General features: G+C 71.2%; 21 protein-coding genes and 1 tRNA gene. 6 read left to right on the top strand and 16 right to left on the bottom strand.

Features of this window, described 5'->3' with window-relative positions; all coding sequences use genetic code 11:
* Entirely contained in the window at positions 1 to 888 is an 888-nt protein-coding gene (locus B0B15_RS14270; RefSeq protein WP_076677190.1) for a LysR family transcriptional regulator ArgP, read from the bottom strand.
* Between the two features lie 69 nt (positions 889 to 957).
* On the opposite strand from B0B15_RS14270, the gene B0B15_RS14275 reads away from it, so the two are divergent.
* On the top strand, positions 958 to 1614 hold the full coding sequence (locus B0B15_RS14275) for a LysE/ArgO family amino acid transporter (protein WP_076677192.1): 657 nt from the start codon (positions 958 to 960) through the stop codon (positions 1612 to 1614).
* Between the two features lie 184 nt (positions 1615 to 1798).
* Positions 1799 to 2080, top strand: a complete 282-nt coding sequence (locus tag B0B15_RS14280) for an acylphosphatase (protein WP_076677194.1) — start codon at positions 1799 to 1801, stop codon at positions 2078 to 2080.
* Positions 2081 to 2176: 96 nt separating this feature from the next.
* Here the strand turns inward: B0B15_RS14280 and B0B15_RS14285 are convergent, their stop codons facing one another.
* The 6 genes from B0B15_RS14285 to rplK form a co-directional block, all read right to left on the bottom strand.
* Positions 2177 to 3220 carry an NAD(P)H-dependent flavin oxidoreductase gene (locus B0B15_RS14285; protein ID WP_076677196.1) on the bottom strand — a complete coding sequence of 348 codons (1044 nt, stop codon included), beginning with the start codon at positions 3218 to 3220 and terminating at the stop codon, positions 2177 to 2179.
* Positions 3221 to 3277: 57 nt separating this feature from the next.
* Entirely contained in the window at positions 3278 to 4069 is a 792-nt protein-coding gene (locus tag B0B15_RS14290; RefSeq protein ID WP_076677198.1) for an amino acid ABC transporter ATP-binding protein, read from the bottom strand.
* On the bottom strand, positions 4056 to 4721 hold the full coding sequence (locus tag B0B15_RS14295; RefSeq protein ID WP_076677200.1) for an amino acid ABC transporter permease: 666 nt from the start codon (positions 4719 to 4721) through the stop codon (positions 4056 to 4058). The genes B0B15_RS14290 and B0B15_RS14295 overlap by 14 nt, the downstream gene beginning before the upstream one ends.
* 123 nt (positions 4722 to 4844) lie before the next feature.
* Complete coding sequence (locus B0B15_RS14300) at positions 4845 to 5651, bottom strand: amino acid ABC transporter substrate-binding protein (RefSeq protein WP_076677202.1); 807 nt, start codon at positions 5649 to 5651, stop codon at positions 4845 to 4847.
* Positions 5652 to 5887: 236 nt separating this feature from the next.
* Positions 5888 to 6580: a 50S ribosomal protein L1 gene (gene rplA / locus B0B15_RS14305; RefSeq protein ID WP_076677204.1), complete on the bottom strand. Its 693-nt coding sequence runs from the start codon at positions 6578 to 6580 to the stop codon at positions 5888 to 5890.
* 11 nt (positions 6581 to 6591) lie between these two features.
* Positions 6592 to 7023, bottom strand: coding sequence for a 50S ribosomal protein L11 (rplK, locus tag B0B15_RS14310; RefSeq protein WP_058232721.1), 432 nt, complete (start codon positions 7021 to 7023; stop codon positions 6592 to 6594).
* Positions 7024 to 7396: 373 nt separating this feature from the next.
* On the opposite strand from rplK, the gene B0B15_RS14315 reads away from it, so the two are divergent.
* Entirely contained in the window at positions 7397 to 8356 is a 960-nt protein-coding gene (locus B0B15_RS14315) for a hypothetical protein (RefSeq protein WP_076677206.1), read from the top strand.
* Positions 8357 to 8882: 526 nt separating this feature from the next.
* On the opposite strand, the gene nusG is transcribed toward B0B15_RS14315, so the two are convergent.
* From nusG to gabT, 8 genes are all read right to left on the bottom strand, one after another.
* On the bottom strand, positions 8883 to 10004 hold the full coding sequence (nusG, locus tag B0B15_RS14320; RefSeq protein ID WP_076677207.1) for a transcription termination/antitermination protein NusG: 1122 nt from the start codon (positions 10002 to 10004) through the stop codon (positions 8883 to 8885).
* 60 nt (positions 10005 to 10064) lie between these two features.
* Positions 10065 to 10340: a preprotein translocase subunit SecE gene (secE, locus tag B0B15_RS14325; protein ID WP_076677209.1), complete on the bottom strand. Its 276-nt coding sequence runs from the start codon at positions 10338 to 10340 to the stop codon at positions 10065 to 10067.
* A gap of 42 nt (positions 10341 to 10382) precedes the next feature.
* Positions 10383 to 10455: transfer RNA gene (locus B0B15_RS14330), tRNA-Trp, on the bottom strand.
* A gap of 303 nt (positions 10456 to 10758) precedes the next feature.
* Complete coding sequence (locus B0B15_RS14335; RefSeq protein ID WP_076677211.1) at positions 10759 to 12120, bottom strand: NAD-dependent succinate-semialdehyde dehydrogenase; 1362 nt, start codon at positions 12118 to 12120, stop codon at positions 10759 to 10761.
* A 35-nt stretch (positions 12121 to 12155) separates the two neighbouring features.
* Positions 12156 to 13715, bottom strand: a complete 1560-nt coding sequence (locus B0B15_RS14340) for an APC family permease (RefSeq protein WP_076677213.1) — start codon at positions 13713 to 13715, stop codon at positions 12156 to 12158.
* Entirely contained in the window at positions 13715 to 14593 is an 879-nt protein-coding gene (locus B0B15_RS14345) for a universal stress protein (protein WP_076677215.1), read from the bottom strand. The genes B0B15_RS14340 and B0B15_RS14345 overlap by 1 nt, the downstream gene beginning before the upstream one ends.
* The gene (locus tag B0B15_RS14350) at positions 14590 to 16050 is read right to left on the bottom strand and encodes a flavin monoamine oxidase family protein (protein ID WP_076677217.1); all 1461 of its coding nucleotides are present in this window, start codon (positions 16048 to 16050) and stop codon (positions 14590 to 14592) included. Before B0B15_RS14350 ends, B0B15_RS14345 begins: the two co-directional genes overlap by 4 nt.
* A gap of 89 nt (positions 16051 to 16139) precedes the next feature.
* Entirely contained in the window at positions 16140 to 17489 is a 1350-nt protein-coding gene (gene gabT / locus B0B15_RS14355) for a 4-aminobutyrate--2-oxoglutarate transaminase (RefSeq protein ID WP_176776648.1), read from the bottom strand.
* A 92-nt stretch (positions 17490 to 17581) separates the two neighbouring features.
* On the opposite strand from gabT, the gene B0B15_RS14360 reads away from it, so the two are divergent.
* The gene (locus B0B15_RS14360) at positions 17582 to 19114 is read left to right on the top strand and encodes a PucR family transcriptional regulator (RefSeq protein WP_076677698.1); all 1533 of its coding nucleotides are present in this window, start codon (positions 17582 to 17584) and stop codon (positions 19112 to 19114) included.
* Between the two features lie 91 nt (positions 19115 to 19205).
* Here the strand turns inward: B0B15_RS14360 and B0B15_RS14365 are convergent, their stop codons facing one another.
* The gene (locus B0B15_RS14365; RefSeq protein WP_076677219.1) at positions 19206 to 20699 is read right to left on the bottom strand and encodes a helix-turn-helix transcriptional regulator; all 1494 of its coding nucleotides are present in this window, start codon (positions 20697 to 20699) and stop codon (positions 19206 to 19208) included.
* A gap of 129 nt (positions 20700 to 20828) precedes the next feature.
* Between B0B15_RS14365 and aceA the strand changes: the two genes are divergently transcribed.
* Positions 20829 to 22145, top strand: a complete 1317-nt coding sequence (gene aceA, locus B0B15_RS14370; RefSeq protein WP_076677221.1) for an isocitrate lyase — start codon at positions 20829 to 20831, stop codon at positions 22143 to 22145.
* Between the two features lie 336 nt (positions 22146 to 22481).
* Complete coding sequence (gene aceB, locus B0B15_RS14375; protein ID WP_076677223.1) at positions 22482 to 24095, top strand: malate synthase A; 1614 nt, start codon at positions 22482 to 22484, stop codon at positions 24093 to 24095.
* The last annotated feature ends 61 nt before the right edge of the window (positions 24096 to 24156 follow it).

Consider the following 24156-nt stretch of genomic DNA (forward strand, 5'->3'; position numbering starts at 1 on the left):
TCAGACGCCAGCGAGACGGCGCCGCCCCTCCGCCACCACCTCGTCGGCGACGAGATCGAGCAGGGGCGAGGTGAGGTTCCACTGCTGCCAGTACAGCGGCACGTCGATCGCGTCGTCGGCCAGCCGCACGAGGGCGCCGTCCGAGAGGCCGTCGGCGGATTGGAAACCGGGCAGCAGCCCCCACCCGAGCCCGAGCTCGATCGCTGTCGCGAAGTCCTGCGACGCGGGGACGCGGTGCCGCGGCGGATCGCCCGCGGCCACACCCCGGCGCGCGAGCCATTGCGTCTGCAGATCGTCGCGGCGGTCGAAGTCCACGAGGGGAGCGCGAGAGAGGGCCTCGGCGTCCGCTCCGCGCGGGAACCAGCGCGTTGCGAACTCCGCCGTCGCCACGGGTTCGTAGCGCAGGATGCCGAGGGGTCGCACGCGGCATCCCGCCACCGGCGCCTCGCGAGAGGTCACCGCCGCCATCACGGTGCCCGATTCGAGCAGGCCGGCGGTGAAGTCCTGGTCATCGCGGTGCAGGTCGAACACGACCGCGTGCCGCGCCGCGACCCGGGCCAGGGGCGGGAGGAACCACGTCGCGAGCGAATCGGCGTTCACCGCGAGGGACAGGGAGGCGGCGGCTCCGTCGTCCGCGCCGATCGCGGCGAGGGCGTCGTGCTCGAGAAGGGCCAGCTGGCGCGCCAACCGCACGATCGCGTCCCCCGCCTCGGTCGTGCGGACGGGTTTCGACCGCACCAGCACGACGCGACCCACCCGGTCCTCGAGTGCCCGTACGCGCTGGCTGACCGCCGAGGGGGTGATGTGCAGGCGGCGGGCCGCGGCATCCAGGGTCCCTTCCTCCACCACGGCGGCGAGGGTGCGGGCGAGATCGAGCGGGATCGACATGAAGCGATGCTAATGGTGCTGCACAATCATGAGCTGGTGTTGTCGTGACGCGGCGCTTAGCGTCGAGCCGTGCTCCCCTCCTTGCTCGCCGGACTCGGCCTCGGCTTCTCGCTCATCATCGCCATCGGCGCGCAGAACCTCTTCGTGCTGCGGCAGGGCGTGCGGCGGGAGCACCTGCTCCCGGTCGTGGCCGTGTGCGCGGCCTCAGACGCCGTGCTGATCCTCCTGGGAGTGTCGGGCATCGGGCTCGTGCTGCAGGCTGTGCCCTGGCTGATCGTCGTGGTGCGGTGGGCGGGGGCGGCCTTCCTCCTCGGGTACGCCGTGCTCGCGGCCCGCCGCGCGCTGCGACCGAGCGGCGAGACGCTGCGCGTCGACCCCACGGCATCCGCATCCACCGGGGTTCCGGATGCCGACGGCACGGCGCTGCGCACGCGGACGACCCTCGCGGCGACCGTCGTGACGTGTCTCGCCCTCACGTGGCTCAACCCGCACGTCTATCTCGACACCGTGTTCCTGCTCGGTTCGGTCGCCTCGACCCACGGCGACGGACGCTGGGCGTTCGCCGTCGGCGCATGCCTGGCGAGCCTGGTGTGGTTCACCGCCCTCGGGTTCGGTGCGCGCTACCTGGGCCGCTGGCTCGACACGCCGCGGGCATGGCGCATCCTCGACGCGCTGATCGCGGTGGTCATGGTGGCGATCGCGATCTCGCTCGTGCTGCCGCACTGATCGGGGCTGCAGCGGCGTCGCCCGCAGGTGCGCTCCGGCCCGGTGAGGTGTCGCCCCGTCGGACGGCCCCGTGCCACCACTTTTCGCGGCGCGATCGTGCGATCGGGGCATGGGTCGAACGCCCCGGCCGCGGAGGAAACGCCCCGGACCCCCGCCCCGGCCACGAGGCGACGAGAATGAAGGGATGCGAACCGTGACGATCACCGTGACCGGCCGCGTGCAGGGCGTCGGCTTCCGCTACGCCCTGCGCGCCGAGGCGCAGCGCCTGGGAACACGGGGATGGGTGCGCAATCGTCGCGACGGCGCGGTGGAGGCCGTCGTCGCGGGCGACGCCGACGCCGTCGAGACCGTCATCGCCTGGGCGCACGACGGACCGCCGTCCGCTCGGGTCGACGACGTCGACGTGGTGGAGAACGGTGCGGCCGAGGCGTCCCCCGCCGGCTTCGAGATCCGCGAAACCGCGTAGGCGACGTCCGGCCCGCAGCCCTCGACTCGGCTCGAGACCGCCTCCTCCGGCAGCTCGGCCCGCAACCCGCGGCGGGTTCGCGATCCGCCGATCCGCCTAGAGCGGCAGCCCCGCCCGCAGCTCCGCGAGCACGTCGCCGGCGTCGTCGAAGCGGCTGAGGCCCGCGGCCTGCCCGGCCCACAGCGACAGCAGCTCCGCGTCTCCCGCGGCGGTCGCCGCCGCCCGGAAGACACCGGTGAGCCAGTTCTGCCCCGGGAACGGCGCGATCATGCCCGACGTCTCGAGCTCACGCATGGCCCGGTTCGGGATGCCGCGCGCCAGGCGGCCGCTCATCACCCGTGTCAGCCGCGTGTCGGTGTCGGCCGCCGCGGCGATCGCCGCCCGGTGCCCGTCCGTCGCCGCCGACTGCCGCGTGCGCAGGAACGCGGTCCCCACCTGCACCCCTTCCGCACCGAGTGCGAAGGCCGCCGCCACACCGCGGCGGTCCGCGATGCCACCCGCGGCGATGACCGGCACGGAGACGGCGTCGACCACCTGCGGCACCAGCGCGAACGTCCCGACGAGGGACGCGGCCGGATCCTCGAGGAACGACACGCGGTGCCCTCCCGCCTCGGCGCCCGTCGCGACGATCGCGTCGACTCCCGACGCCTCCAGAGCTCGCGCCTCGGCGACGGAGGTCGCGGTTCCGATCAGGGCGATCCCCCGGTCGTGCGCACGCTCCCGCAGCTCGGCATCCGGAACGCCGAAGACGACGCTGAGCGCATCAGGCCGCGCGTCGAGCACCGCGTCGATCTGCGCGCCCACCGGCGGGAGGAACGCCTCGGGCGGCGTCGGCACGGCCACCCCGGCCGCGTCGAACAGCGGTCGCGCGGCATCCAGGAAGGGCTGCAATTCCACGTCGTCCGGGGTGATCTCGTCGCCCCGTGGCATCCACAGGTTCACCGCGAAGGGGCGGCGCGTCGCCGCGCGCAGCAGGGCGATCGTCTCGTGGATGCGGGCGGGCGTGTAGCCGTAGAGCCCGAACGAGCCGAACCCTCCCCCCTCGCTCACCGCCGCCGTCAGGGCGATCGACGACAGTCCGCCGAAGGGGCCGAGGACGATCGGCACGTCGATACCGAGCAGACGCTGCAGGCGGTTCATCCTCCCAGGGTGCCACGTTCGAAGCGGCAGCTGCCCAAGGATGTGGATGCCGCGGGGTCAGGCCGGATCGGGTCCGTCGAGCGGTCGGAGGAGGCGGTCGAGGAATCGCCGCGTGCGCTCCTTCTCGGGTTGGGTGAACAGCGTCGCGGGCGCACCGCGCTCGACGATCACCCCCTCGTCGAAGAAGAGCACCTCGTCGGCGACCTCGCGCGCGAAACCGAGCTCGTGGGTGACGATGACCATCGTCCACCCCTCGTTCGCGAGCTCGCGCAGCACCTTCAGCACCTCGCCGACCAGCTCGGGGTCGAGGGCGCTGGTGGGCTCGTCGAAGAGCAGCAGATCGGGCTCCAGGGCGAGGGCGCGGACGATCCCGACGCGCTGCTGCTGGCCGCCCGACAGCTCCGCCGGATACGCGTCCCGCTTCTCGGCGAGGCCGACACGCGCGAGCAGTCGCTCGGCGTTCGCGACGGCTTCCGCTTTCGATACCCCGTGCGCCTGAACGGGCCCCTCGATGACGTTCTGGATGACGGTGAGGTGCGGGAAGAGGTTGTGGTGCTGGAACACCATCGCCGAACGGTCACGCAGAGCGGCACGGTCGGTCTTGGCGGCCTTGCCGGCGAAGTCGACCCGCGGTCCGCCGTCGAACGCGACGACACCGCCGTCGGGTGTCTCGAGACCGTTCAGGCAGCGCAACACCGTCGTCTTGCCCGAGCCGGACGGGCCGATCAGCACGAGCACGTCGCCACGGCGCACCTCGAGGTCGACGCCGTCGAGCACGCGATTCGTGCCGAAGCTCTTCGTCAGCCCCGTGACCGACAGCAACGGGGCGGTGGGGTCAGTGGGCGACATGACGGTCCAGCCTCTTCTCGAGGGCGTTCTGCCCGAACGACAGCACCAGGCAGAACAGCCAGTAGATGAGGGCCGCCTCGAGGTAGACGGCCATGAATTCGTACGAGAACGCCGCGATGTTCTGCGCCTGCCGGAACAGCTCCGACACCAGGATGAGGGATGCCAGCGAGCTGTCCTTCACGAGCGAGATGAACGTGTTCGACAGCGGCGGCACCGACACCCGCGCGGCCTGCGGCAGGATGATGCGCGTCAGCGTCTTGCGGGGTGACAGACCGACCGTGTGTGCGGCCTCCCACTGCCCGCGCGGGACGGAGAGGATCGCGGCGCGGATGACCTCGGCCGCGTACCCGCCGACGTTCAGCGAGAACGCGATCACGGCGGCGGGGAACGGGTCGATCACCACGCCCACGGCGGGCAGGCCGTAGAAGATGACGAACAGCTGCACGAGCAGCGGCGTCCCCCGGATGATCGAGATGTAGAACCGCGCGAAGCCCGACAGCACGACGTTCGGCGACAGCCGCAGCAGCGCCATGAGCAACGCGATGACGAGACCGATCGCGAAGGAGGCGAGCGACAGCGGGATCGTGCCCGTGAGTCCGGCCAGCAGCATCGGCCAGAACGAGTCGAGCAGCAACGTCCACAGGTCGTTCATGAGCCTCCTTCTTCTTCCAGGGTGCGTGCGCGTCTCACGCGAGAGCGGACCATCCGCCTCTCACGCTAGGGGGTCCGAGGCGGATGATCCGCGGGGTTTACAGCGCGCGATCGCGCCGCGGGGTCACTGGGTGACGTCGGCGCCGAAGTACTTCTCGCTGATCTGGGCCAGTGTGCCGTCGGCGCGCAGTTCCTCGAGCGCGGTGTCGACGGCCTGTGCCAGCGCGTCCTGGCCCTTCTTGAAGGCGAAGGCGCTCTCGGAGGTGTCCTCTGTCTCGGCGGCGACCTTGAGACCCGTGGGGCTGTTGGTCTTCTCGTAGTCGAGGTAGGTGAGCTGGTCGTTGATCGTGGCATCCACGCGGCCCTGCTTGAGGAGGGCGACGGCCTGGGCCCAACCCTCGACGGCCTCGACCTGCGCACCGCTGGAGGTGGCGAGCTCGTACCAGTTGCTCGTGAGCGACTGCGCCGTGGTCTTGCCGGACAGGTCGGCGAAGCTCGAGATCGCGTTGTCGTCCTCGGTGGTCACGATGACGCCGCGCGAGACGGTGTAGGGCGCGCTGAACGTGTACTTCTGCTCGCGCTCCGCGTTGATCGAGACCTGGTTGGCGATGACGTCGAACCGACCGGCGTCGAGGCCGGCGAAGATGGCATCCCACTGGGTCTCCTGGAACTTCACCTGCAGGCCGAGCTTGTCGGCGACGGCCTCGGCGATCTCGACGTCGAAGCCGGTGAGCTCTCCCGCACCCTCGTGGTAGGAGAAGGGACGGTAGGTCCCCTCCGTGGCGACGGTCAGGGTGCCGCCCGAAACGAGGTCGTACTCCGAGCCGGCGTCGGAGGACGTTCCGGACGTGGCGCCGCCGCTGCAGGCGGTCAGCGCGAGGGCGCTCAGGCCCAGGGTGGCGGCGAGGACGGTCAGACGACGACGGGGCATAGCTGTTCCAGACATGTGTGAGGAGGGGGTGACGGCGGCCTCGCGGGCCGCGCGGACGTGCGCGTGCTGTGCTGTACGGCGCAGGGTGCGCTGCGGTGCGGTGCTGTTCGCACCCTCCAGCACAACACACCGGCGCGCTCCGGTCTTCCCGGATGACGCTGTGTTGCACGTCCGTGCAGCGCGCACGCAGAAGCCCCGCCGGCACGAGGCACGGCGGGGCTTCTGTGAGACGAACGTCAGACGATGGCGTTGACGTCCAGCGGGATGCCGGGACCGAAGGTGGTCGACACGGCGCCCTTCTGGATGTAGCGGCCCTTCGAGCTGGACGGCTTGAGGCGGACGATCTCCTCGAGCGCGGCCTTCAAGTTCTCGTCGAGCTGCTCGGCCGAGAACGAGGCCTTGCCGACGACGAAGTGCACGTTGGCGTGCTTGTCGACGCGGAACTCGATCTTTCCGCCCTTGATCTCCTCGACGGCCTTGGCCGGGTTGGGGGTCACGGTGCCGGTCTTGGGGTTCGGCATGAGGCCGCGGGGTCCGAGGACCTTACCGAGGCGACCGACCTGGCCCATGAGCTCGGGCGTGGCGACGGCGGCGTCGAACGACGTGTAGCCGGCCGCGACCTTCTCGATGAGGTCGGTGCCACCGACCTCGTCGGCGCCGGCGGCGAGGGCCGCCTCGGCCGCGGGGCCGTTGGCGAAGACGATGACGCGCGCGGTCTTACCCGTGCCGTGGGGCAGGATGACCGTGCCGCGGACCATCTGGTCTGCCTTACGGGGGTCGACCGAGAGCTTCAGCGCGACCTCGACGGTCGAGTCGAACTTCTTCGAGCCGGTCTCCTTCGCCAGGGCGACGGCCTCGGCGGGGGTGTAGAACGTGTCGGCCGCGATCTTCTCAGCAGCGGCGCGGAATGCCTTGGACTTGGTAGCCATTGTTATCTCCCTCAGTCCTCGACCGTGATGCCCATGGAGCGGGCGGTGCCGGCGATGATCTTCGAGGCGGCCTCGATGTCGTTCGCGTTCAGGTCGGGCTGCTTCGTGGTGGCGATCTCGCGGACCTGCTCCTTGGTCAGCTTGCCGACCTTGGTGGTGTGCGGGGTGGGCGAGCCCTTCGCGAGGCCGGCGGCCTTCTTGATGAGCTCTGCAGCCGGGGGCGTCTTCAGGATGAACGTGAAGCTGCGGTCCTCGTAGACGGTGATCTCGACGGGGATGACGTTGCCGCGCTGGGCCTCGGTCGCCGCGTTGTACGCCTTGCAGAACTCCATGATGTTGACGCCGTGCTGACCGAGCGCCGGACCGATCGGCGGCGCGGGGTTGGCCGCGCCCGCCTTGATCTGGAGCTTGATCAGGCCGGTCACCTTTTTCTTGGGTGCCATATCCTTTTCCTCTCTCGAGCGGGACCCTCGCGGCTCCCTCTCTCCCGCACGCCCGGCGGTTCCGGGCAGCGGTCGTCGCACGCTGACGCACGCAACCTTGCCATTGTACGCGACGCGCGCCGTTTCGGCATCCGCTACCCATCCTTCCTCCCCCGCTTCCGCCCCCGCCCCGGCACGCCCCCGGCGCGCGCCCCCGCGCGCCCCCTCCCCCCGCGCGCCCCCTCCCCGGCGCCCCCTCCCCGATAAACGCCATCGGTGCCGAAACACGGTGTGACGCCGCAAGCCTCGACACGGACGGCGTTTATCGGCGGAGCGCGGCCGGGTTATCCACACCCGGGCACCGCGAGCGGGCCGTTTGCGCCACCCTCGGCGGATGGATGCCGACTTTCCCGCGTTCCGCAACGCGCCTCTCCCGTTGTTCGCCGCGGCCGAGACCCCCTCACCCGGATCGCACCCGTCGCGCGACCCGCACCTGCATCGCGTCCGGCCCGGGGTGTACACGGAACTGAACGAGTGGGCGGCGCTGCCGCCGTGGGACAGATATCTCCTGCGCGTGCACGCGTTCCGGCTCGTGAACGCCGGTGCGGTGTTCTCCCACGAATCGGCAGCGGCTCTGTACGGCCTCCCCACCTTCGGCCACCCCCGGCACATCCACCTCTTCGACGCCCGACGCGCGCGCTCGGTCGCCTACGGCGACGTGCGCGTCCACACGAGCGCCGACCGTCGCCGCATCGTCGAGAGCGACGGCATCCGGTGCTCCCCTCTCGCCGACGTCGTGGTCGACCTCGCGCGCGTCCTGCCGCCCGCCTTCGCACTCGCGGTCGCGGATGCCGCCCTCCGGACCGGGGCGATCACCTCGACCGAGCTGCTCGACCTCGCCGCGGCTCAGCGCAATCCGCGCAGTCGGAGGAAGCTCGACTGGGTGCTGGGCCGTGGCGATCAGCGGTCGGAATCCGTGGGCGAGTCGGTGAGCCGTGCGGTCATCGAGTGGTGCGGGTTCCCCGCCGTCGACCTGCAGACCGAGCATCGCGTCGGCGGACGCGCCTACCGATCCGACTTCTGCTGGCCGGAGCATCGGGTGATCGGCGAGTTCGACGGCTGGACGAAGTACGACCGTCACGACCCGGAGGCCGCTGCCGAGGCCGTCCGGGCGGAGAAGACCCGCGAAGACGCACTGCGACGTGCGGGGTGGCGCATCGCGAGATGGGATTACGGCGGTGCGCTCAGGGTCGACGGCCTCCGTGAGGCGTTGAGGGCGGCGGGCCTGCCCGTGGTGTCGCGGATCGATGGGCGCAACCTCCGCGGCGTCGGACTCAACCCGCGTTCGGAGTAGCCGTGCTGCCGCGATAAACGCCGCCCGTGCCGAAACACGATCCGCCACCGCGTGTCTCGATGCAGACGGCGTTTGTCGGGGCCAGCGCGGTAGCGGCGCGGCGGCGCCGCGGCGGTAGCTCGGCGGCGGCGCGGCAGCGGCGCGGCGGTAGCTCGGCGGCGGCGCGGCAGCGGCGCGGCGGTAGCTCGGCGGCGGCGCGGCAGCGGCGCGGCGGGCGGCAGCGCGGCGGTAGCTCGGCGGCGGCCCCGCGGGCGGGCGGCGGCGGGCGGCAGCGCGGCGGCGCCGCGGCGGTAGCGCGGCGGCGGCGCGGCGGGCGGGCGGCGCGGCGGGCGGCAGCGCGGCGGTAGCTCGGCGGCGGCGCGGCGGGCGGGCGGCGGGCGGCGGCGATAAACGCCGTGCGTGCCGAGACACGGTCCGGCGCCGCGTGTCTGGGCAGCGACGGCGTTTATCGGCGAGGAAGCGTGGGAGAACGGCGAACGCCCCGCCGGACGGAGCCGGGCGGGGCGTTCGCAGGACGCGCGGGGCGTCAGACCATCTTGGTGACCTGGTCGAACGACAGCTCGACGGGGGTCTCGCGCTCGAAGAGGGAGACGAGCACGGTGAGCTTGCCGCTTTCGGGCTTGATCTCGCTGATCGTGCCGGGGAGGCCCGCGAACGAGCCTTCCTTGATCGTGATCGTCTCGCCTGCCTCGAAGTCGACCTCGGCGGGGATGACGCGCTGAGCGGTCGGAGCGCCCTTGGCGGCGCCGGCCTTGGCGGGAGCGGACTCCTTGACCTCGACGAGGCTCTTCAGCATGTTGAAGGCCTCTTCGAAGCGCAGCGGCGTCGGGTTGTGGGCGTTGCCCACGAAGCCGGTGACGCCGGGGGTGTGGCGGACGACCGACCAGGTGTCTTCGTTGAGGTCCATGCGCACCAGCACGTAGCCGGGGATGCGCACGCGGTTGACCATCTTGCGCTGGCCGTTCTTGATCTCGACGACGTCCTCCATCGGGACCTCGACCTGGTAGATGTCGTCCTCGACCTCGAGCGTCGACTTGCGCTGCTCGATGTTGGCCTTCACCTTGCGCTCGAATCCGGCGTAGGAGTGGATGACGTACCACTTGCCCGGGAGCATGCGCAGCTCGGTGCGGAAGGCCTCGTACGGGTCGACGTCCTCATCGTCCGTGGCGTCGACGTCGGTGGCGGCGTCGGCGGGCGACTCGTCGGCCTCGGCCTCGTCGACGACGGATGCCGCCGCGGAGACCTCCTCGACGAAGTCCTCATCGAGCACGGGAGCGTCGGGCTCGCCGTTGATGTCGGGGCCGTCGTAGGGGGTGACCTCGTCGGCGGCTTCCGCGGCCTCTTCGGCCTGCTCTTCGGCGAGGGAGTCCGTCAGCACGTCGGCTGCGGCTTCGGCCTCGCTGGTCTCGTCGATCTCGAGAGCGTCGTTCACGATCGCGTCCGCCTCCGGGTCGGTGATGTCGATGTCGCCGAGGTCGGCGTCATCGTCGTCGGTCTCGTCGTCGACGATGTGGACGGCGGTGTGCTCAGCCGAGTCGGAGGCGCGCTCCTGGGACTCGAGCACGTTGCCCTCCTGGGCCTCGTCGTCCTCGCTCGACTGCTCGGCGGCCGTCGCCCAATCGGCGTCGTCGACATATCTTTCAGACACTGTGATCTCTTCCGTTCAGTGGCGGCCGCTCTCGGCGCCGCGCGTCCGCCCAGACGCCGGTCAGGCGCCGGCGGTACCGGGGACGCCGAAGACGGCGGTGGTGATCCACACGAACAACACGTCGAGGCCGTAGACGATCGCCATCATGACGACGACGAACCCGAGGACGACGGCGGTGAACTTGAACAGTTCCTGCCGCGTCGGCGTGACGACCTTGCGAAGTTCCGCGAAGACCTGACGAATGAAGAGAGCGATCCGCGCGAAGAAGTTCAGCTTCTTCTCGCGGGGCGCGCCGCGGTCTGCGACGACCTCGCCCTTCGCCTCGTCTTGCGTCATCGAACCACCCAGGTCTCTGTCTGTGCCAGCGTGCGCTGTGCGCAGGGCGGACAGGAATCGAACCTGCAACCTGCGGTTTTGGAGACCGCTGCTCTGCCAATTGAGCTACCGCCCTAAGATCCCGAAGGATCCAGGATGCGAAACCGGCGCGCTTCCGCCTGGTATTCCTCGGGGAGGGATGCCGCGCGCCCGGGGGCACAGCGAAAGAATGCAGATTTCGACTGCACTCCCCAGTCTATGTCATGTCCCCCGGTGAGGCGAACCGGGCAGGCTGCGAAGGGCCTCGACCGCGACCGTCCGACCCGGCAGCGGGCGCGGGCCGGGGCATCCGCCCGCCTCCCCCACCGTCGACGGATCCAGGAACGCGCGAACCCCCCGGGCCCGTCTGCCGGGTCCGGAGGGTTCGCACGCGGTCCGATCAGACCGTGCGGATGAGCTTCTTGTTCACGAACTCGTCGGCCGCGAGCAGACCCATCTCGCGGGAGGTGCCGCTGCGCTTCACGCCGCCGAACGGCAGCTCGGGCGAGTCGGCGAGCACGACGTTGACGTAGACCATGCCGGCCTCGATCCTGTCGGCGATGCGCTCGGCCTGCTCGGCATCCGTCGTGAAGACGTACGAGCCGAGGCCGTAGCCGGTGTCGTTGGCGAGGGCCACCGCCTCGTCCTCGCCCGAGACGCGGTAGATTACGCCGACGGGGCCGAAGAACTCCTCGCCGTAGGCGTCCATGTCCTTCGTGACGCCCGTGAGCACGGTGCCCGGGTAGAAGGCGCCGTCGCGCTTTCCACCGACCTCGACGGTGGCGCCCTGCGACACGGCGCGCTGCACCTGCTCGTCGAGACGCTCGGCCGCGGTGAGCGACGACAGCGGGCCCAGCACCGTGTCGTCCGCGAACGGGTCGCCGACCTTGGCCTCGCCGAGGGCGGCGGTGAACTTCGACAGGAACCCGTCGTAGAGGTCATCGGCGACGATGAAACGCTTGGCGGCGTTGCACGACTGGCCGTTGTTGTCGAGGCGGGCGTCGACGGCGGCCTGCACGGCGGCATCGAGGTCGTCGGTGGAGAGCAGGATGAACGGGTCGGACCCGCCGAGCTCGAGCGCCACCTTCTTGAGGTTGCGGCCGGCGATCTCGGCGACGGCGGCACCGGCGCGCTCGGACCCGGTCACCGAGACGCCCTGCACGCGGCGGTCGGCGATGATGGTCGCCGCCTGGTCGTTGGTCACGCGGATGTTGACGTAGGCGCCCTCGGGAAGACCCGCGTCGCGATAGATCTGCTGCAGGGCCTCGGCGGACTCGGGGCACTGGGGGGCGTGCTTGAGCAGGATGGTGTTCCCCACCGCCAGGTTGGGCGCCGCGAAACGGGCCACCTGATAGTAAGGGAAGTTCCACGGCATGATGCCCAGGAGCACACCCAGCGGCGACCGGCGGATGACCGCGGTGCCTTCGCCGAGGATGTCGAGCGGGGTGTCGCCGGTGATCTTGTCGATGTTGTCGGCGTAGTACTCGGTGATGTCGGCGGCGAAGTCGACCTCGCCGAGCGCGGCCTCGAGGGGCTTGCCCATCTCGCGCACGATGATCGCGGCGAGCTCGTCGCGGCGCTCGCGGTGCAGCTCGGCCACGCGGCGGATCGCGGCGGCGCGCTCGGCGGGAGCGGTGCGCGACCAGACGCCGAACCCGTCGTGGGCGGAGGCGATGGCGGCCTCCACCGCGTCGTCGGTCAGGCTGTCGTACTCGGCGAGGGTCTCGCCGGTGGCGGGATTGACGACGGCGTAGTCGCTCATGATGCTCCTTCTCGTTTCGTTGTCGGCTGGTGCGGTCAGATCGTGCGGCGGCGGCGGGCGCTGGCGGGCGCTTCCCGTCCCAGGGTCTCACCGCGGAAGAACGCCGGGCTCGCGATGCGCTGGGCGATCATCAGCACGATGCCCACGACGATGATCACGACGGTGATGACGAAGACGAGGCCCACGCCGCCGATCTGCGAGCCCGAGCCGTAGTCGGGGTTCGCGCTGTCGATGAGGGTGGTCACGAACAGCACGGCCAGGATGACCCCGCCGACCAGCGGCGCGAGCAGCGTCAGGAACACGTTGCGCACGGAGTCGAACCACTGCTTGCGGAAGTACCAGACGCACGCGAACGCGGTCAGGCCGTAGTAGAAGCAGATCATCGCGCCGAGGGCGGTGATGGTGTCGGTCAGAACGTTCTCGCTCAGCACGCGCATGATCGCGTAGAACGCCGAGGCGACGATCGCCGAGACGATCGTGGCGTAGCCCGGGGTGAAGAACCGCGGGCTGACCTTCGCGAACTTCCGCGGCAGCGCGTCGTAGTGCGCCATCGCCAGGAGCGTGCGGGCGGGGCCGACGAAGGTCGCCTGGAGCGAGGAGGCCGAGCTGGTCAGAACAGCGAGCGACACGAGGAAGGCGAGGGGGCCGAGAATGGGTCCCGAGAGGTGGAAGAAGACGTTCTCCTGAATGTCTTCGTTGCCCAGGCCGAGCTCCCCCGTGCCGTTGCCGGCGAACATCAGCAGCGCGACCGCGATGAAGAGGTACAGGGCGACGATCAGGAACACCGTGACGGTGGCCGCGCGGCCCGGCGTCTTGTCGGGGTCCTTCGTCTCTTCGTTCATGGTGAGGATGACGTCCCACCCCCAGAAGATGAAGATCGATAGCGACAGGCCCGCGGCGAAGGCGCTGAAGGAGGGCACCTCGAACGGGTTGAACCACGACGCCTGAACGGGGCTCGCGTCGAAGGCGTTGCCGTTCATCGTTTCGACCACGGCCGCGCCGGCGAAGACGAGCAGCACGAGGATCTGGAACCCGACGAGACCGTACTGCAGCCGCTGCGTGGTCTGCAGGTCGCGGTACGACACGATCGTGGCCAGCAGCATGAACAGCAGGCACACCGCGACGTTGACGGGCACGATGCGCGTGATCTCGGCGATGTCCGGATTGCCGCTGATCTGCGCGATGAGCAGGAACAGGAAGTCCACCGCGATGCCGGCGAGGTTCGACAGCACGATAACCGTGGCGGCGACCAGACCCCACCCGGCCATCCAGCCGACCCAGGGCCCGAAGGCGCGGGCCGCCCAGGTGAACGAGGTGCCGGCATCCGGCATCCGGGAATTCAGTTCGCGGTAGCCGAGCGCCACCAGGAGCATCGGGATGAAGCCGACGAGGATGATCGCCGGAACCTGGAAGCCGACCGCCGAGACCGTGGGGCCGAGGGCGCCGGTGAGGGTGTAAGCGGGGGCGATGGTCGAGATGCCGATGACGACGGCGCCGATCATGCCGATCGAGCCGACGCGCAGGCCCTTGTTGGAGATGCCGGTGGTGACGGCACTGTCGGGTGCGGGACTCGCGCCGTTGCGAGAGGTGGTCATCAGGAAGCCTCCGAGGTGCGGGGCACCACGATCATGGGGACGGGCAGGGCGCGGAGGATGCGACCTGCGGTGGAGCCGAGGAAGAGGCGCCGCGGCTGCGCGAGCCGGCTCGAGCCGACGAGGGCGACTTCGCCCGGCTGCCACTCGATGCGCGACACCGCGTCTTCGATGTCGCTGCCGGTGCCGACGACCGCCTCGGCGGCGATCTCGGCGGGGAGATCCGCGCGGACGGACTCGAGCACGCTCTCGGCGTGAGCGTGCCCGGTCAGCCGGGTCAGCGACGCATCGACGCGAGCGGGGAGGTCGACGCCGGCGAGCGAGAGGAGCCGCAAGGGGGCCTTCGCCCGGCGGGAGACGGCGACGGCGGTGTCGAGCAGCACGTCGGCGCCGGGGCGGGTGCCGATCGCGGCGGTGACGCGCGGCAGACCCACCGACGGGTCGACCTCGCGCGCACCATCGGGGGCGAGCGCCACGGGGACGGGAGCCGAGTGCACCAGCTCCTCGGCGGTCGTGCCGAGACGGTGACGACCGCGCGGGCCGCCTCCGCCGGTGCCGACGACGATCACGCCCGCACCGAACTCCTCCGCCGCGGCGACCAGGCCGTCGGAGACGTCGTGCGCGTAGCGCACGTGTCCCCGGATGCCGGCCGGGTCGCCCAGGCGCGCGAGGGCGTCGCGGAGCCATCCGCGTGCCGTGTCCTCGACCAGGCGGTCGTAGGACGCGGCCGTAGGGATCGAGACGTTGCCCTGCGGGGAGGGCAGGACGACGACGACGTGGACCGGGGCGCCGAGGGCTGCGCCCAGGCGGGCGCCCAACGCGAGGGCGTCGGCACCGGCGTCGGTCGCCGTGTAGCCGACGACGACGCGGTCGCCGCTCATCCGCGCGTCCGCTCGAGGATCTCGTCGGCGGCGCGGTGACCCTGACGGATCGCCCCGTCGACGTGCTGGTAACCGGCACCCGCCATGTCGCTGCAGGCGAGGTGGATTGCCCCGACCGGCCGGCGCTGATCGGCGCCGTAGCGCTGGAGGCCGCCCAGGTCGAAGCTCGCCGCGTACGCTCCGCGGGTCCACTCCTCGGTTCCCCAGTCGCTCTCGTAGTAGACCTCGGGGTTCTTCGCCTCGGGCCCGTAGTAGCGGGCGAGCGAGTCGAGGATGCGCTCCTTGCGCTCCTCGGGGCTGAGGCGGAAGAGGTCGTCGGCGTTCTGGTCCGACACGAACCCGACCAGGGTGCCGCGCTCGTCGCCGTCATTGGTGTTGTCGTACGCCTCGTGGCACAGCTCGTAGGGGCTGAAGGCGGTGCCCGAGAGCCCCTGCTCGCGCCAGAACGGGCGGTCGTACACGGCGTGCACCTTGATGACGAAGCCCATCGAGATGTGCTGGTGCATCTGGTGCTGCAGTCGCGGCAGCGGCGGCTCGAAGGAGATGCGCGAGTACAGCACCGGCGCGAGCGCCAGCACGGCGAAGCGGGCCCGCACGGTCACGCCGTCGGCGATCACGGTGACGCCGGAGGAGGAGGATGCCGCGGCCTCGACGCGCGCGGTGAGGGCGCGCAGCTCGTCGACCCGTCGTCCGGTGTCCGTGGCGGCGGGGCGCTCGGACGGCGCCGACTCATCGCCCCAGATGATGCGGCGGACCGGCTGGTTGAGCAGCACGTCGTCGCCCAGACGCTCGGCGAGCAGCTCGGGGACTTGCTGGAGGCCGCCCGTGACGCGCTTGTCGAGGATGAAGTCCGCGTCGACGAGGTGGGAGTACGATCCCGCGGATGCCGCCATGAGCAGCGACTGCAGCAAGGAGAACGTGTGCGTGGGCTTGGTGAGCATCGCCGAGCCCGTCGCGAAGGCGAGGTTGCGCACGGCTTCGTCGTCGTCGGTCTGCCGGCGCAGCCACGCGTCCCACGAGATCTTGTCCCACTCGACGGCCCGCGGGTGCTCCCACGGCTTGTCGGGGTCGATCTCGGCGACCATGGCGTCCAGGCGCGCGGTGATCTCGTCGATGATCTTCTCGGTCTCGGGCGCGACGGGGAACATCTCGCCCGTGAAGCGCTTGGCCTCGCCGTCGGCGCCGACGTAGACGCTGTCACCCTCGCGGTAGCGGCTGTAGGTCGACAGGCCGAGGTCGGCCACCGTGTCGATCAGGGCGGTCTGGTCGGGCGAGACCCACTGTCCTCCGAGCTCGAGCATCGCGCCGTCGATGACGTCGGTCCACAGGCGTCCGCCCACGCGGTCGCGCGCTTCCAGCACGACGACCGACAGACCGGCCTTTCGCAGGTCGTTGGCCGCGGTGAGACCGGCGGCGCCGGCCCCGATCACGACCACGTCGCGGGTGATGTCATCCATGGGAACTTCCTTCGTTGTGTCGTTCACGTCTTCGTGGATGGCCCGACGGCGGCGGGCTCTCGGGTCGACCGCCGCCGCCGGGACGGGTGTCAGCTGCGGGCGAGGGCGGCCGCGACCACGTCGAGACCCTCGTTCAGCAGGTCGTCGCCGATCGACAGCGGCGGGAGGAACCGGATGACGTTGCCGTACGTGCCGCAGGTCAGCACGATCACGCCCTCGGCGATCGCGGCCTTGGCCACCGCCGAGGTGAGCGCCGCGTCGGGCGCGCCGGTGGTGGGGTCCACGAACTCGACGGCGATCATCGCGCCGTGCCCGCGGACGTCGCCGATGCGCGGGTCGTTGTGCTGCAGAGCGTGCAGGCGGTCCTTCAGCAGGACGCCGATCTCCCGCGCGCGCTCGACGAAGCCCTCGTTCTCGAAGGCGTCGATGGATGCCAGAGCCGCGGCGCACGCGATCGGGTTGCCGCCGTAGGTGCCGCCCAGACCGCCGGTGTGGGTGGCATCCATGATCTCGGCACGACCGGTCACGGCCGCGAGGGGCAGACCGCCCGCGATGCCCTTGGCGGTGGTGACGAGGTCGGGGACGATGCCGAAGTGCTCGCTGGCGAACATCGCGCCGGTGCGGGCGAAGCCGGACTGCACCTCGTCGGCGATGAAGACGACGCCGTTGTCGTGGCACCAGTCGACGATCGCGTTGAGGAAGCCGTCGGCGGGGACGATGAAGCCGCCCTCGCCCTGGATCGGCTCGATGATGACGGCCGCGAGGTTCTCAGCGCCGACCTGCTTCTCGATGACGGAGATCGCCTTGGCTGCCGCCTCGGGGCCGGTCAGCCCGTCGCGGAAGGGGTACGACAGGGGGGCGCGGTAGACCTCGGCCGCGAAGGGTCCGAAGCCGCTCTTGTACGGCATGTTCTTCGCCGTGAGCGCCATGGTCAGGTTGGTGCGGCCGTGGTAGCCGTGGTCGAACGCGACGACGGCCTGGCGCTTGGTGTACTTGCGCGCGATCTTGACGGCGTTCTCGACGGCCTCGGCGCCCGAGTTGAACAGCGCGCTCTTCTTGGCGTGGTCACCGGGCGTGAGGCGGTTCAGGGCCTCGGCCACCGACACGTACGAGTCGTAGGGCGAGATCATGAAGCACGTGTGGGTGAAGGCGGCGACCTGCTCCTGCACGGCCTTGACGACCGCGGGGTGGGCGTTGCCGACGCTCGTGACGGCGATGCCCGAGCCGAGGTCGATGAGGGAGTTGCCGTCGGCGTCGACGACGACTCCGCCTCCGGCGGCGACCGCCTGGATCGGCACGGTGTGGCCGACACCGGATGCCACAGCGGCGGCCTTTCGCTCCAGCAACTCCTGCGAACGCGGGCCGGGGATGGCGGTGACGATGCGGCGCTCCTGGGCGAGGGACGGACCGCCGACGAGGGGGAGGGTGTCGAGGCTCATGGCGGCGATGCTACGGACGCCGCGCGGCGCCCCGCACTCTCCTGCCTGTACAGTCGCAGGCGCCGTCGTATACGAGTCGTACAGGAGATGTGATGGCCGACACCGCCCCCGCCCCACCGAGCCTGCGCGCCCTCCTGTCCCGACGCGACCTGCACCTGCGACTCGTCGCCGACGACGACCTGGCTCCCGGCATCTTGGATCGCCCCGTGCGATGGGTGCACTCGAGCGACCTCGCCGATCCGACGCCGTTCCTCAGCGAAGGCCTCGTCCTGCTGACCACGGGCACCCAGTTCGCCGAGGCGACCGCCGCGGACTACGAGGCCTACGTCGGACGTCTGCTCGCGCGGGGCGTGCAGGGCCTCGGATTCGGCACGGAGGTCGTGCGCGACGGCATCCCCGCTCCCCTGGTCGACGCGTGCCGGCGGGCCGGGATGCCGCTGTTCGAGGTGCCGTACCGCACCCCCTTCATCGCCGTCGCGCGCGCGGGTGCCGAGGCGATCGCGGCCGACGCCTATGCGCGTCGCAGCTGGTCTCTCGCGGCGCAGCGCGCGGTGTCGCTCGCGGCCCTGCGGCCCGACGGCCTGTCGGCCACCCTCGCCGAGCTCTCGCGGCAGCTCGATTGCTGGGTGGGGTTGTACGACGCGGCGGGTGCGCTGCGCACCGCCTTCCCCGCGGGCGCCTTGCCCGTCGCCACCGCCGACGCCCTCGCCGCCGAGGTCACGACGATGCTCCGCCGCGGCACGCGCGCGGCCGGAGCGCTGACCGCCGGCGACCGCGCCGTGAGCGTCCAGACGCTCGGACGCGGAGGGCACCTGCGCGGCGCCCTGGCGATCGAGGCCTCCGACCTCGACCACGAGGCCCGCAGCGTCGTGACCGCCGTCGTCGCGATGGCCGCCCTCGCCCTGGAGCAGCAGGACGGCCTGGGTCGCGCCATCGGGACCTTCCGCGCCGGCCTCGTCCAGTCGCTTTCGACGGACGACCCGACCCTCGCGCGACGCTCGGCGCGCGACCTGTTCGGTCCGCTGCCGACCGCGCCGGTCATCGTGGGGGTGACCGCCGCGACGGCGATGCGCTCGACGGCGCTCTCGGAATGGCTCGAGACGCGCGCGCAGGAGGGGCGGGGCGAGCTCTTCTTCGGCCGCGGCGACGACGGCCTGGTTCTCGTGGTGCCGGCGGGCGCCCGGGAGAGCCTTACTGAGATCGCCGCCCGCTTCGAGCTCGTCGTCGGCTGCTCGGCCCCCACCGGGTACGACACGTTCTCTCGCGCGCTGACCCAGGCTCGAACGGCGCGCGACCGTTCGGAGGACGCCGGCCTGGCGGACTTCGCCGACACCGCCCGGGCAGGGCTCCTCTCGGCGTTGGATTCGGAGGCCGCGCGCACGGTCGCGGCGGGAGCGCTGGCTCCCCTGCGTCGACACGATGAGACCGAGGGATCGGCACTGGTCGACACCCTCGACGCGTGGCTCGCCCACGACTGCTCGCACGAGGCGACGGCAGCGGCGCTCGGCATCCATCGCCACACGGTGCGGGCGCGCATCGCCCTCGCGCAGCGCGTGCTCGGGAAGGACCTGTCGTCGTTCGCCGCGCGCGCGGAGCTGTGGACGGCGCTGCGGCTGGCGGGGTAGGGCCGGGCGGGGGGCGCGCTCACAACGGCGGGTGACCTCGCCGCCGCACGGCATCGTCTCCGCGGCCGGTCCGCCTGCGGCCCGGTCGGTGTCATCGACGCCCGCCCTCCTCCGCCGGCGCGTGCGCCTCCAGGAACTCGTACATCTCCGTCGTGTCCACTCCGGGGAACGACCCCGTCGGCAGGGTGGCGAGCAGGGTCCGGGGCGTGCGGACGTTCGGCCAGGCCTGCCCGCGCCAGGCGTTCTCGAGGGCGGCGGGGGCTCGGCGGCAGCACGCCTCGACGGCGTGCCGCGAGACGCCGCGGTTGGGCGTGTCGCGCCCGCGGAACCACTTCGTGTCGTCGAACCGCACCCCCACGCTCACCGAGTGCGCGCCCTCGCTCGACTGCTCCACGCGCGCGGTGCACCAGTAGGTGCCGTTGCCCGTGTCGGTGTACTGGTAGTACGGGTTGAAGCGGTCGTGCTCGTCGAAGACCACGCGGCTCGTCCACCGCCGGCAGCACATCTGCCCCTCGATCGAACCCAGGCGGTCGGTGGGGAAGTTCACGTCGTCGTTCTCGTACGCCTTCGTGATGGTCCCCGACTCGTGCACCTTCAAGAAGTGCACCGGGATGCCGAGGTGCACCGTCGCGAGATTGGTGAAGCGGTGCGCGGCGGTCTCGTACGACACCGAGTAGGCGTCGCGGAGGTCTTCGATGCTGAGTGTGCGCCGCTCCTTCGCCTCACGCAGCGCCGGAACGACGTGCGACTCGGGCATGAGCAGCGCGCCGGTGAGGTAGTTGGTCTCGACGCGCTGGCGCAGGAACTCGTCGTAGCTCGTCGGCTCGCCGTGACCGAGGATCCGGCTCGACAGCGCCTGCAGCACCGCGGCGCGCGGGTCGCCCTTCGCGACGGTGGTGGAGAGGTAGAGCCGGCCGTTCCTGGCATCCGCGATGCTCCGCGTCGACGACGGCAGGTCGGGCACGTAGTGCAGCGTGAAGCCGAGGTGGGCGGCGATGTCGCTCGCTCCGCGCTGCGTGAGAGGTCCGCCCGGGTGCTCGATCGCCTCGAGGATGCCGGATGCCACGCGCTCGAGCTCCGGGAAGTGGTTGTCCTGCGTGCGCATGAGCCGACGGAGGGCGACGTTGGCCCGCCGCGCTTCCTCCGGGGTCGCGGAGCGCTCCTCGCGCAGACGCTCGATCTCGGCCTGCAGCGCGAGCATCGCGGCGAGCGCTTCGTCGGGGACCGACCGGCCCACGCGGAAGGGGGCGATCCCGAGGGCTTGGAACGTCTGCCCGCGCATGGCGCGTTCCACGGAGAGCTCGAGGGTCGCGCGCGCGTCGAGGGGCTCGGCATCCAGCAGCTGGTCGAGCTTGCACTCGAGCGCGCGGGCGATCGCCTGCAGCAGCGTGAGCTTCGCCTCGCGCCGGCCGTTCTCGATCATCGACATCTGGCTCGGCGCGCGCCCGACGGCGGTCGCGAGGTCGTCGAGGGTCATGCCGCGCGCGGCGCGCAGCTGCCGGATGCGCCGACCGATGGTGAGGGTGTCCACCTCTTCATGGTCGGACGGGAGGGGAGCCGCGGGGATGGAGACGCCGGTGTCCATAGCGGAAGGTTCTCACACCGACAGAAGATCGCGCGATCTTCACATGATGAATCCCGTTTTCAGGCCCTGTTTTTCATCGACAGTGGTCTCCACGGGGCACCGACGCCCCGGCACACGAAGGAGGACGACATGACGATCCAGGCCACCCCCGCCTCGCACCCCCTGCGCCCCGGCGACCAGACCGAGACCGCCGATGAGATCCGCGCCGCGTGGGAGAACGATCCCCGCTGGGACGGCATCGAGCGCACGTACGCGGCCGAAGACGTCGTCCGCCTCCGCGGGAGCGTCCGCGAGGAGTCCACGCTCGCCCGGCGCGGGGCCGAGAACCTGTGGAACCTCCTCCACACCGAGGAGTACATCCGCGCCCTCGGCGCCTACACCGGCGGTCAGGCGGTGCAGCAGGTGCGCGCCGGCCTCAAGGCCATCTACCTCAGCGGCTGGCAGGTCGCCGCCGACGGCAACCTCGCGGGCCAGACCTACCCCGACCAGAGCCTCTACCCGGCCAACAGCGTGCCGGCGGTCGTCCGCCGCATCAACAACGCCCTCCTGCGCCAGGACCAGATCGAGCACGCCGAGGGCGAGGTCACCCGCGACTGGCTCGCGCCGATCGTCGCCGACGCCGAGGCCGGTTTCGGCGGTCCGCTCAACGCCTACGAACTCGCGCAGTCGCTCATCGCGGCGGGGGCAGCCGGCATCCATTGGGAGGATCAGCTCGCGAGCGAGAAGAAGTGCGGGCACCTCGGCGGCAAGGTGCTCGTGCCGATCCAGCAGCACATCCGCACGCTGAACGCCGCGCGGCTCGCGGCCGACGTCGCGGGGGTGTCGACGGTGATCATCGCCCGCACCGATGCGCTGGCCGCCGACCTGCTCACCAGCGACGTCGACCCGAGGGATGCCGGGTTCCTCACCGGCGAGCGCACGACCGAGGGCTTCCACCGCGTGCGCCCCGGCCTGGAGTCGGTCATCGCGCGCGGCCTCGCCTTCGCCCCCTACGCCGACCTGCTGTGGGTGGAGACCGGCGAGCCCGACATCGAGCTCGCCCGCGCCTTCGCCGAGGCGATCCACGCCCGCTACCCGGGCAAGAAGCTCGCCTACAACTGCTCGCCGAGCTTCAACTGGAAGCGCCACCTCGACGACGGGCAGATCGCCACGTTCCAGGCCGACCTGGCCGCGCTCGGCTACGCCTTCCAGTTCATCACGCTGGCCGGCTTCCACGCCGTGAACCACTCGATGTTCGAACTCGCCCGCGGCTACGCAGAGCGCGCCATGAGCGCGTACGTCGAGCTGCAGGAGGCCGAGTTCGCCGCCGAAGCCGACGGGTACACCGCCACGCGCCACCAGCGCGAAGCGGGCACCGGCTACTTCGACGTCGTCTCGACCGCGCTCAACCCCGACAGCGCGACCCTCGCCCTCGCCGGCTCGACGGAGACGGCCCAGTTCCACTGACCCTTCCCGCCTCGCTCTCCCGCCCCCGCCCCACCCCCGCCCCCGCCCCGCCCCGGCCCCGGCCCCGGCCCCGGCCCCGGCCCCGGCTTGAGTGTCCAAAACACCCGGACACTTTCAGGATCCGTCCGGGTGTCTTGGACACTCAGCTCGGCACGCACGGCACGCACGGCACGCACCGCGCGTCGCGTTTCGCGCAACGGGCGGCGGACGGCACGGAAGGGGAGCAACGCACAGAAAGCCAGAACCATGACCCTCATCGACACCTCTCGCTCACCCAGCACCGCGACCCCGCCGACCATGACGACCGGTCCCCGCACGCATACCGACAGGTCCCGGATGCCGAGCCCCTCGACATCCGTGCCGCACCTGCGTCTCGAGCGCCCCCTCGACGGACGGGACGCCGAGATCCTCACACCCGCGGCGATCGCATTCCTCACCGAGCTGCACGACCGCTTCGCCCGCCGCCGGCACGACCGACTGGCCGCGCGCTTGCGTCGTCGATTCGAGATCGGCACGGGCGACGACCCGCACTTCCGCGCCGACACCGCTCACATCCGCGACGACCCGTCGTGGCGCGTGGCGGGTGCCGGCCCCGGCCTGGAGGACCGCCGCGTCGAGATCACCGGACCCACCGATCCGAAGATGACGGTCAACGCACTCAACTCCGGCGCGCGCGTGTGGCTGGCCGACCAGGAGGACGCCACGAGCCCCACCTGGCGCAACGTCATCGGCGGACAGCTGTCGCTGTTCGACGCGATCCGCGGGCAGCTGTCGTTCACGAGCCCCGAGGGCAAGCGCTACGAGGTCACCGCCGATCGCACCCCGACGATCGTGATGCGCCCCCGCGGCTGGCACCTGCCCGAGAAGCACGTGACGTTCGTCGATCGTGCGGGCCGGGAGCTGCCGGCATCCGGATCGCTCGTCGACTACGGGCTCTACGTGTTCCACAACGCGCACGCTCTGATCACCGCGGGCCGGGGGCCGTACTTCTACCTGCCGAAGATCGAGTCGGCCGAGGAGGCGCGGTTGTGGGACGACGTGTTCTCGTTCACCGAGGAGCGCCTGGGCCTGACGCACGGCACGATTCGCGCGACCGTGCTCATCGAGACGCTGCCGGCGGCGTTCGAGATGGAAGAGATCCTCTTCGCCCTCCGCGACCACTGCGCGGGCCTGAACGCCGGGCGCTGGGACTACATCTTCTCGATCATCAAGACCTACCGGGGGCGCGGGGCGCGGTTCGTCCTCCCCGACCGCAGCGAGGTCACGATGACGGTGCCGTTCATGCGGGCCTACACCGAACTGCTCGTGCAGACCTGTCACAAGCGGGGCGCCTACGCGATCGGCGGCATGAGCGCCTTCATCCCCAACCGGCGCCGCCCGGACGTGACCGAGGCCGCCTTCGAGAAGGTCGCCGCCGACAAGCGGCGCGAGGCCCGTGACGGCTTCGACGGCACCTGGGTGGCTCATCCCGACCTCATCCCCGTGGCGCGCGCCGAGTTCGACGCGGTGCTCGGCGAGGAGCCCAACCAGCTCGCTCGGACCCACGAGGAGGTGTCGGTCGAACCGGCCGACCTGCTCGACGTGCGTATCGGACGCCCCGCGACCGCCGCGGGCGTGCGCGGCAACGTGTCGGTGGCGATCCGATACATCGAGGCGTGGCTGCGGGGCCTGGGCGCGGTCGCGATCGACGACCTCATGGAGGACGCCGCCACGGCCGAGATCTCGCGCTCGCAGATCTGGCAGTGGATCCACCAGGACCACGCCACCGCCGAGGGCACGCCGATCACCCGTGACTACGTGGAGGCGCTGGTGCAGGACGTGCTCGCCGACGCGCCCCGCGCAGACGGCGACCGGTTCGACGACGCCGCCGCGGTGTTCCGCGAGGTCGCGCTGCGCGAGGAGTTCCCGGCGTTCCTGACCCTGCCCGCGTACGCGAAGTACCTGGACTGACCGGATGCCGAGGGGCCGGGGCCACGAGCCTCGGCCCCTCACCCGTGTCCGCGGGGCCTGC

It is taken from the genome of Microbacterium sp. RU1D (genome assembly GCF_900156435.1).
In the GTDB taxonomy this organism is placed as follows: Bacteria; Actinomycetota; Actinomycetes; order Actinomycetales; family Microbacteriaceae; genus Microbacterium.